Annotated in this window: 7 protein-coding genes; 4 read left to right on the top strand and 3 right to left on the bottom strand. The window is 73.1% G+C overall.

Annotated features, from left to right (window positions below; translation table 11 throughout):
• Window positions 1–679: 679 nt before the first annotated feature.
• From AB0G13_RS18055 to AB0G13_RS18045, 3 genes are all read right to left on the bottom strand, one after another.
• Window positions 680–3595: an ATP-binding protein gene (locus tag AB0G13_RS18055; protein WP_357875495.1), complete on the bottom strand. Its 2916-nt coding sequence runs from the start codon at window positions 3593–3595 to the stop codon at window positions 680–682.
• 179 nt (window positions 3596–3774) lie between these two features.
• On the bottom strand, window positions 3775–4806 hold the full coding sequence (locus AB0G13_RS18050; protein WP_357875493.1) for a hypothetical protein: 1032 nt from the start codon (window positions 4804–4806) through the stop codon (window positions 3775–3777).
• Window positions 4793–5161 carry a hypothetical protein gene (locus AB0G13_RS18045; RefSeq protein ID WP_357875491.1) on the bottom strand — a complete coding sequence of 123 codons (369 nt, stop codon included), beginning with the start codon at window positions 5159–5161 and terminating at the stop codon, window positions 4793–4795. Before AB0G13_RS18045 ends, AB0G13_RS18050 begins: the two co-directional genes overlap by 14 nt.
• 206 nt (window positions 5162–5367) lie before the next feature.
• Here AB0G13_RS18045 and htpG point away from each other — a divergent pair, with 206 nt between their 5' ends.
• The 4 genes from htpG to AB0G13_RS18025 all read left to right on the top strand — a co-directional run bounded on the left by htpG (window position 5368) and on the right by AB0G13_RS18025 (window position 9657).
• Entirely contained in the window at window positions 5368–7281 is a 1914-nt protein-coding gene (gene htpG, locus AB0G13_RS18040; RefSeq protein WP_357875489.1) for a molecular chaperone HtpG, read from the top strand.
• A gap of 250 nt (window positions 7282–7531) precedes the next feature.
• On the top strand, window positions 7532–7669 hold the full coding sequence (locus AB0G13_RS18035) for a hypothetical protein (protein WP_357875487.1): 138 nt from the start codon (window positions 7532–7534) through the stop codon (window positions 7667–7669).
• Window positions 7670–7779: 110 nt separating this feature from the next.
• Window positions 7780–9048: a cytochrome P450 gene (locus tag AB0G13_RS18030; RefSeq protein ID WP_357875485.1), complete on the top strand. Its 1269-nt coding sequence runs from the start codon at window positions 7780–7782 to the stop codon at window positions 9046–9048.
• A 135-nt stretch (window positions 9049–9183) separates the two neighbouring features.
• A complete protein-coding gene (locus AB0G13_RS18025; RefSeq protein ID WP_357875483.1) occupies window positions 9184–9657 on the top strand; it encodes a helix-turn-helix transcriptional regulator in 474 nt (157 codons plus the stop codon).
• Window positions 9658–9680: the final 23 nt, after the last annotated feature.

Below are 9680 nucleotides of genomic sequence, written 5' to 3'. Positions count from 1 at the left end.
GGTGAAGGCGAGCCCGGCCACGGTCAGAGCGGTCCTGCGGAAGATGTCGGTACGCATGATGGTCGGCACCTTTCGATCGGGGGTACGCGACACACGCCAAGGGGGGCGGGTGCGCCGCGGAAAGGGGGTAGATCGGAGGGGATCGCTCCGGCGGCGGGGGCCTGCTCGGGCGTCCAGGGGGATCTCAACGACCCGGCCCGGCCATGCATTCCGCCGGCTGTTCGGGCCACCGTGGCGCGGGGGAGCGCCGTGGGTATGCCATGTTCAACGACCCGGGCCCGCCCGCGATTCCGCCGCCCGGGTGGCGCCGACCACGGGACGCGCGGGACGCCCGCGACATCCGGACATCGACCGGACGCCGCCAAACGGACAAACGGCCAGTGACGTCGCAGTCCGCCGCCGCCGAGTCGCCGGGTGAGCCTGGTGCGGGGAGCGCCCTGTCGAGCTGATGTCGCAAACGACTCACGCTGCCCCCGCCGGCACTGGACCGCCACGCGTCCTCGCCGTGTTCCGCCTGCGTCCGCGGGCCTTCCGCCTGCGTCCGCGGGTTCCAGACGATTGTGCCGAACGGGACATGGTGAATCGTCTACGACATCAGCTCGACAGGGCGCCGAGGTGCACGCCCCCAAGGGGCCGATGCCGCAGACGACTCAGCTCGACAGCGGGAGACGACCCCGGTTCAGGTGGTGGGCCGCAGGCGGCGTTCGATGGTGACGATGGTGCCGTCGGCGGTGGATACCAACCGCACGTCGCCGTACGCGTTCATCAGCGTGGCGCCCCGCCCCCGGTCCATGGCCGGGCGGCGGTCCCGCCAGGTGCCGAAGTCGCGCACCGAGATCCGTACCGTGTCATCGGCCACCCGCAGCCGTACCCGCACCTCGGGACGGGTCGGGCGTTGGGCGTGCTCGACGGCGTTGTTGACCGCCTCGGAGGCGGCCAGCAGGAGATCGGCCACGGTGTCCGCGTCGACGTCCAGGTCCTCCAGCGAGGCCCGCACGTCCCGGCGCATCGCGGCGGCGGAGGTGGGCTTCGAGGGGTACGTCCAGCCCGTGTCCAACGCGGCCAGGTGCTCTGGAGCCGGCCGCCGGCCCCCGTTGTGCGCGTGCGCCCCGTTCCCGCCGACGGACGAACCCTCGCCCGGGGCCGCCGGCGGCCCGTCCACCGGACCGCCACCCACGGCCGATGAACCGGCCGAGGCGCCCGCCGCACGGCCGCCCTCGGGGCCGGCCGGCGTCGCCGGCTGCGCACCGCCGTTCCCGGTCGCCGAGTCGGGGACGGTCTCGCCGAGGCCGCCCGCGTCGGGCGTCGTGCCGCCGAGGCCGCCCGCGTCGGCCGCTGCGTCGCCCCGGCGGTGCCCCCGGGTGCGGGCGCCGTGCAGGGTGGCCCGGATCCGGGCGATCAGCTCGGCTGCGGCGAAGGGCTTGACGACGTAGTCGTCCGCGCCCAGGTCCAGCCCCTCCACGCTGGCGTCTTCGCCGGCACGCGCGGAGAGCACCACCACCGGCAGCGTCCGGGTGTCGGCCTGCCCGCGCAGCCGACGGACCAGCTCGAAGCCGTCGACGTCGGGCACCATCACGTCGGTGAGCACCAGGTCGGGCTGTTCCCGGCGGATCGCCTCCAGGGCCTGCCGGCCGTTGCCGACCGTCTCCACCCGCCAGCCCTGCTCGCCCAGCAGCCGGGCCAGGTACGTGCGCATGTCGGCGTTGTCGTCGGCGACCAGGATCCGCGCGTGCCGCAGCGCGTCCACCGCACCGTACGCCGGTGTCGGCGGCCCGGCCGGCGCGGACGCCCCCGCCTGCGCCGGGTCGGCCAGCCAGCCGATCGCCTCCTGGACGGCGGCCCGGGTCGCGTCCCCGACCCCGTCCACGGGCGCGGCCGGCCCGCCCGTCCGCCCCGCGGCGGACCAGGGCAGCGCCACGGTGAACGTCGTCCCCGTCCCGACCCGGCTCTCCACCCGCACGTCGCCGCCTTCGAGGCGGGCCAGCTCGCGGACCAGGGCGAGCCCGATGCCGGTGCCCTCGTGGCTACGCGACCGGGCGCCCTGCACCCGGTGGAAGCGTTCGAAGAGCCGGGGCACGTCCTCCTCGGCGATGCCGATGCCCGTGTCGGCGACGGTCAGCCGCACCTCCTCGTCGTCGGCGCTCAGCGCGACCCGGATCCGACCGACGAAGGTGTACTTCAGTGCGTTCGACAGCAGGTTCGTGACGATGCGTTCCCAGTTGACCGGGTCGACGGAGACCGCGCGGGGCAACGGCGGACAATCGACCTCCAGGCGCAGCCCGGCGCGTTCGACGGCCGCCCGGAAGACGCTGGCCAGCTCGGTGGTGAGCCCGGCCAGGTCGACCTCGCGAGCCTGGCTGTGTGCCTGCCCGGCCTCCAGGCTGGAGAAGGTGAGCAGGCTGTTGACCAGGGTGAGCAGCCGGGTGGCGTTGCGCCAGGCGGTGTCGACCCGCTCCCGCTGCGCCGCCGGCAGGGGATGCTCGTTGTCGTTGAGGGCGTCGGCCAGCGGGCCGAGCATCAGCGTCAGCGGGGTCCGGAACTCGTGGCTGACGTTGGTGAAGAAGCCGGTCTTGACCCGGTCCAGTTCGGCGAGCGCCTCTGCCCGCCGGCGTTCCTCCTCGTACGCCTGCGCGTTGCGCACGGCGACGGCCACCTGCTGGGCCAGCAGCGCGTGGAACGCGCGGTACGCCTCGTCCAGCCCCCGGCTCGGGCTGACCCCGACCAGCAGCACCCCGAGGGGCTGGTCCGCCTCGGCGGAGGGCAGCGGCAGGGCGAGGGCGGTACGGAGCGGGTCGCCCCACGGCCCGGCGGGCAGGGCGAGTCGCCGGTCGACGCCGGCCACCTCGGTCGTCGTGCCGGCGGCGGCGCCCGCCAGCCCCCACTCGTGCTCCTCGCCCGCCGGCAGCGTGGCGGGCAGGGCGGCGGCCACGGGCTCCCCGCCGACGCAGGCGGCGCGGCGCAGCAGCGCGCCCTCGCGCAGGTAGATCGCGGCGAACGGGACGTCCAGCGGGTGCCCGCCGATGGCCTCGGCGAGCCGGAGGCAGGTGCTCTGGACGTCGACGGTCCGCCCGTCGCCGCCGACGGAGAGGTCGCGCAGCAGGCGCAGCCGGCGCTCCCCGACGACCTGTTCGGTGACCTCGCTGCACACGGTGAGCACCCCGACCGTGCGTCCCTCGTCGTCGCGGGCGGGGGCGTGCGACACGCTGAAGTACGCCTCCTCGCGGTAGCCGGCCCGGTCGAGCAGCAGTTGCAGGGCCGGCACCCAGCTGGCGACCCCGGTCGCCATCGCCTCGTCGATCAGGGGGGCCAGCACGTCCCAGCCCTCGGCCAGGGTGACCCGCACGTCGCCGCCGAGCGCGTCGGGGTGCTTGTCGCCGATCAGGGCGGAGTACGCGTCGTTGTAGAGCTGGGTGAAGCGGTCACCCCACAGCAGCAGCATCGGATAGCGGGAGGAGAGGACCATCCGGACGGCGGCGCGCAGGCTCTGCGGCCAGCCGTCGACCGGGCCGAGTGGGGTGGCGGCCCAGTCCAGGCGCGCCATCAGCCGCCCGGTCTCACCACCGTCGGCGAACAGGTCCCCCGTGGGTCGCGTCACCCTTGGTCGCACCTCATCGCAGCCCTCACTTCCGGGCCCCGACGACCCTTGCTGGTGTTACCCGCACATCCTGGCACCCGGATTCAGCTGCACGTCCGGCACCCCAGCGGGTCTCTGTACCCAGGCTCCCGCGTCCCCACACCTCGACATGCCAGGTCGGCCTCGCCGGGCGCGGACGGTCAGTCCTGGCCGGCGGCCCGGCGGCGCAGCAGCTCGACGGCCTCGTCGACCAGGCCGCGTTCGGTGAGCAGCGTCAGCAGCAGCGGAAGGTGCCGCCAGTCTCCGCCGTCGACCGCCTGCCGCAGCAGGTCGACCGCCTCGTCGTGCCGGCCCCGGGCGGCCAGCAGGGCGGCCAGTTCGTCGCGGGCGCGCGGATCACCCTGCCCGGCGGCGACCCGCCAGTACCGTTCGGCCTCGTCGGTGCGCCCCTCCTCGGCGAGCAGCGCGGCGAGCCGGGCGGCGGCGTGCCAGTCGCCGTGCTCGGCGCGGATCCGCAACTCCCCCGTCCGGCCCCGGTCCGCCAGCAGGTCGACCAGGACGCTGCCCGCCCCGTTCGCGCCGGCCCGGTCGAGGTCGCGCAGGTAGCCGGTCGGGTCGGGCACCGCCACCAGCCCGGCGGACTCCGGGCCGAAGAAGCGGCTGCCGCCGAACTCCCGCCGGAGCTGGTCGTCGAGGTCGTCGGCGAGCGCGATCATGGCCCGCAGGGCCAGCAGCAAATGGGTGGGCGCGAAGTCCTGCCCGAAGACGGGGATGGACGCCCAGACGGTGTCGCCGGTGCAGTAGACGCGCCCGACCACGAGCCCGTTGGTGAGGTCGGAGAGCCGCCGGTACAGGGACTCGGTCGGGTCGACGCCGGTGAGCAGCGGCGAGAACACGTCGACCAGCGGCGGGTCGTCCTGCGCGCGTACGAAGATCATGGCTGACCCGGCGCGGATGCCGACGTCGCCGTCGGCGTCGACCCGCAACTGGTCGGTGGTGACGCCGAGCAGGCCGGCGAGCACCGACCTGACCCGGTGGGTCAGCTTCCCGTCACCGTCGTCCCCGGCGTCGGGGTGGGGGAGCGGACCGGCGGCGCGGGCGGCCACCGGCCGCGCGGCCAGCGCGGCGGCGAGCCGCGTCCGGGCCGGTACGGGAACGGCGGTGGCGGTGGTGGCCGGGCGGGCGGCCAGCGCGGAGACGAACCTGGCCCGCAGGTTCTCACGCCGCGTCATCGTGCTCGCCGCTCGTGACGCTCGTGCCGTCCCGACCGGTGTCGGTCGGCTGGCCCGTCACCCGGACCTGGTCGAACATCTTGGCGATCACCAGCGGCGCCGCGACCCCGAAGGTGAAGCTGGCGAACGCCGTGGTGGCCAGGCCGCCCGCCCCGGCCGCGGCGGCGAGGCCGGTGCCGGCCACGGTCCTGAGCAGCACCGCGAACACGACGATCGGGGCGTCCCGCCGGTCCCGCCACGGCCACTGCCACCGGCCACCGGACTCGCTGGTCGGGCGCATCATCCCGGAGAGGTTCAGCGCCTCGGCCACCGCGCTGCCGACCAGTCCCCACATCGCGGCCATCCATAGAGACACATCCCTACCGTACTGACCGCCCGCTGCGGCGGTCGCACCAGCCCTCGGCTTCGCCCGGCGGCCACTCCGACGCCACCCCCGACACTAGGGTGTGGGGGCAACGCGACGCCCTCCGACGCTCCGCGGTCCCGTCGTCTCGCCGTCGGCGACGGCTCGTATCCTTTCCGCGAACCTTCGGTGGGCTTTCGAGGATGAAAGGACACGGTGTGAGCAACCGGGCCGAGACGTTGGAGTTCCAGGCCGAGGCGCGTCAGCTGCTCCAGCTGATGGTCCACTCGATCTATTCGAACAAGGACGTCTTCCTGCGTGAACTGATCTCGAACGCCTCGGACGCGCTGGACAAGCTGCGCCTGGCGTCGATGGTCGACAAGGAGCTGGAGGTCGACACCTCCGACCTGCACATCGAGATCGAGGTCGACAAGGCGGCGCGCACGCTGACCGTCCGGGACAACGGCATCGGCATGTCCCGCGACGAGGTGGTCCAGGTGATCGGCACGATCGCCAAGTCGGGGACCGCCGAGCTGCTGCGCCAGCTGCGGGAGTCCTCCGACGCCGGGGCGCGTCAGGAGCTGATCGGGCAGTTCGGCGTGGGCTTCTACGCGGCGTTCATGGTCGCCGACCGGGTGGAGCTGCTGACCCGCCGGGCGGGGGAGAGCGGCGGCACCCGCTGGGAGTCGGCCGGCGAGGGCACGTACTCCGTCGAGTCGGTCGAGCAGGCGCCGCAGGGCACCTCGGTGACCCTGCACCTCAAGCCGGCCGACGACGAGGACAACCTGCACGACTACACCGCCGAGTGGACGATCCGGGAGATCGTCAAGCGGTACTCGGACTTCATCGCCTGGCCGATCCGGATGACCGTCGAGCGTCCCGGCGAGGGCGACCAGACCAGCACCGAGACCCAGACGCTCAACTCGATGAAGGCGCTCTGGGCCCGGTCGCGCGACGAGGTCGACGAGGCCGAGTACAAGGAGTTCTACAAGCACGTCAGCCACGACTGGGCCGACCCGCTGGACATCGTGCACATGAGGGGCGAGGGCACCTTCGAGTACGAGGCCCTGCTGTTCATCCCGTCGCACGCGCCGCTGGACCTGTTCGCTCCGCAGGGTCGCCGCGGCGTGCAGCTCTACGTCAAGCGCGTCTTCATCATGGACGACTGCGAAGCGCTCATGCCGAACTACCTGCGCTTCGTCAAGGGCGTCGTGGACGCCCACGACCTGTCGCTGAACATCTCGCGGGAGATCCTGCAGCAGGACCGGCAGATCCAGGTCGTCCGCCGCCGGCTGGTCAAGAAGATCCTGGCCACCGTCAAGGACATGAAGGCCAACCACGCCGAGCGCTACCGGACCTTCTGGACCGAGTTCGGGGCCGCGGTCAAGGAGGGCCTGATCGACGACACGGAGAACCGGGACACCCTCCTGGAGATCCTGTCGGTCGCCTCCACCCACGACCCGGCCGAGCCGACCGACCTGGCCGGCTACGTCGGCCGGATGAAGGACGGGCAGAGCGACATCTACTACGCCACCGGCGACTCGCGCACGATGATCGAGAACTCGCCGCACATGGAGGCGTTCCGCGCCAAGGGCTACGAGGTGCTGCTGCTCACCGACCCGGTCGACGAGGTGTGGATCGAGCGCGTCGGCCAGTACGACGGCAGGACGCTGCGCTCGATCGCCAAGGGCCAGGTGGACCTGGACACCGAGGAGGAGAAGAAGGAGGCCGAGGCGGAGCGCGAGCAGCAGCGCAAGGACTTCGCCGACCTGCTCACCTGGATGGGTACCACCCTCGCCGACTCCGTCAAGGAGGTCCGCCTCTCCTCCCGGCTGACCACCTCGCCCGCCTGCGTCGTCGGCGACGCCCACGACATCACCCCGACGCTGGAGAAGATGTACCGGGCGATGGGGCACGAGGTGCCGGCGGTGAAGCGGATCCTGGAGCTCAACCCCGGGCACCCGTTGGTCACCGGCCTGCGCAAGGCGCACGAGCAGGGCGGCGCCGAGGAGTCGCTGAAGGAGACCGCCGAGCTGCTCTACGGCCTGGCGCTGCTCGCCGAGGGCGGGGAGCTGGCCGACCCGTCCCGGTTCACCCGCATCCTCGCCGACCGTCTCGCCCGTACCCTCTGACACCACCCTGGGCCGGCCGGTGGAGTGCCACCGGCCGGCCCGCAGCCGTCCTCCGGAGACCGCCGCGTCCCGCCGGGGAACCTCCTTCCGGCGACGGGTCGGCCGCTTCCGCAGCGCCGCACGGGCCCGTTCGGGGTGCGGCGTGCGAATGCCGATCGGCGTTTTCTGGCCGAGGTCCCGGTCGATTACGTACTGCCTTCCGCGCTGCCGCCCCGGGACACGCGGGACCGGTGGGATCAGCGAGTGCCCGATGTCGGCCGCCGCGTCGTCTACCCTGTTCATCGCCGCTACCAGCGGGCAGGAAACATTCCGCAACTTGCAGGACGACGTGCTGCGCGCGCGACCCGATGGCGTGGAAATTGCACCTCTACGCATTGAAGAACGCTGATATTGACTTGTCCCCGGAATGGGCGCACCGTGAAGGCGTGCGGCGACAACCGGATTCCCCGGGAGTCGTTCGGCAATTCCGTTCGTGGCCACGGCACCCGGGAGGCGGTCATGCGGTTGGATCCGTTCGTGGGGGCGTATCTCGTCGATCCGGCACAGGTGTGGCGGCGGCTGCTCGACGAACCGGACAGGGCGCACCACGACCCGGACCTCGGGCTATGGTTGATCACCCGGCACGCCGACGTCCGCCGCGCGCTGAGTGACGCGCAGACCTTCGGCAACGCCCTCACCCTCGCGCCGATCTACGACGTCTACCCCGAGGCGATGGAGATCATCGCGCGCATCGACGCGCCGCCCACCACCGCCGCCGCGGACCCCCCGGTGCACCCCCGGACCCGCCGGGCCCTGCGGGCGACGTTCGCCAACACCCCCGAACGCGTCGAGCACCGGTACGGCGCGATCGTCCAGCGCCGGGTCGACGAACTGGTGTCCCGGCTCGTCGCCCGCCCCGGTGGGCGGGCGGACCTCGTCGGTGAGTTCACCACCGAACTGCCCCTGCTGGTGCTGCTCGACATCCTCGGCGTGCCGGAGGAGGACGTCGGGCGGGTCAGGGCCTGGGGGGACGGCCAGATCGCCTTGATCTGGGGGCGGCCGGAGCCGGCCGAACAGGTCCGGCTCGCGCGGGATCTGTGGGAGTTCTGGCGCTACTGCGAGCAGCTGGTCCGCGCGCGACTCGCCGGTGGCCCGTCCGGCGACGACTACGTCAGCCAGTTGCTGGCGTACCGCGACGGTGACGACGGGGTGCTCACGGTGGCCGAGGTGTCGAGCATCGTGTTCAACCTCCTGGTCGCCGGGCACGAGACCACGGCCGGGTTGCTCGCCCACGCACTGGACCAGGCGCTGTCGGGCCCGGGCAGGTGGCGCGAGCTCGGCGAGGACCCCCGGCGGATCCCCGCGTTCCTGACCGAGACGCTGCGTTTCGCGCCCGCCATCGACGGTTGGCTGCGGGTGACCCGCCGAGCCGTGACCCTCGACGGCGTCACCATTCCGGCGGGTGCGCGCTGCCTGCTGCTGATCGGCGCCGCGAATCGGGATCCGGCGGTGTTCGCCCGTCCGGAACAATTCGATCCGCACCGGACCGACGCGGACGGGCACCTGTCGTTCGGGCACGGACCGCATTTCTGTATCGGCGCGGCGCTGGCGCGGCTGGAGGCGCGGATGGCGCTGACCCGACTCTGCCAGGCAGTTCCCGGCCTGCGCCTGGCTGCCGGTCACCGCCGTTCGTACAAGGCCAACGTCGCCTTCCGGGCCCACCGCAGCCTGCCGGTGGTCGTCGACGCGACGGTGCCGTCCGGGGGACCGACGACCCGCGACCGGTGACTACCGTCCGAAGTCACGTCTTCACACCCGTGGGGTCATGGGTTAAGAATTGTCCCCTGCGAATACCCATTCGTCGCCCAATGTCGATTGATGCCGATGCCGATGCCGGCCGGTCGGCGTCGTGAAGGTGAACACATGGATCGCACGCCCCCGTCGAGCGCCAACGGCTCCGGTGCCATCCACCGGTTCCGCTCCGAACTGCGCGCCTGGCGTACCCGGCAGGGACTGACCCAGCGGGCGCTGGCGGAGCGGGTGCGGTTCAGCCGCGAGACGGTCGCGGCGGTCGAGTCCGGTCGCCGGTTCGGCAGCCACGAGTTCGCCGTCCGCTGCGACGAGGTGCTCGGCACCGGCGGCTGCCTGGCGGCGTTGTGGCCACAGGTCGCGGCGGAGCAGTTGGCGGCGGACGGTCGCCGCGGCCCCCGATCCGCGGCGGTGGCAGGGCTCGACCCGGTCCCCGCGCCGCCGGTCGCCCGGCGCGACGCGCGCGATCCGGAGGCGGTGGTGGCCGCGATCGACGAGCTGCGGGAGTTGATCGGCCAGGTGCTCGGCGGGCAACCGGAGGCGGACCTCCCGCCGCATCCCTCGGGCGGGCGGTCCGGGCACCCCTGACCTGCGCGGGGCCGGGACCGCGG

Origin of the sequence: Micromonospora sp. NPDC023633 (assembly GCF_040640035.1) — a bacterium.
Lineage (GTDB): Bacteria > Actinomycetota > Actinomycetes > Mycobacteriales > Micromonosporaceae > Micromonospora.
The sequence above is the reverse complement of the archived record's forward strand: the minus strand, read 5'-3'. Positions and strand labels throughout refer to the sequence as shown.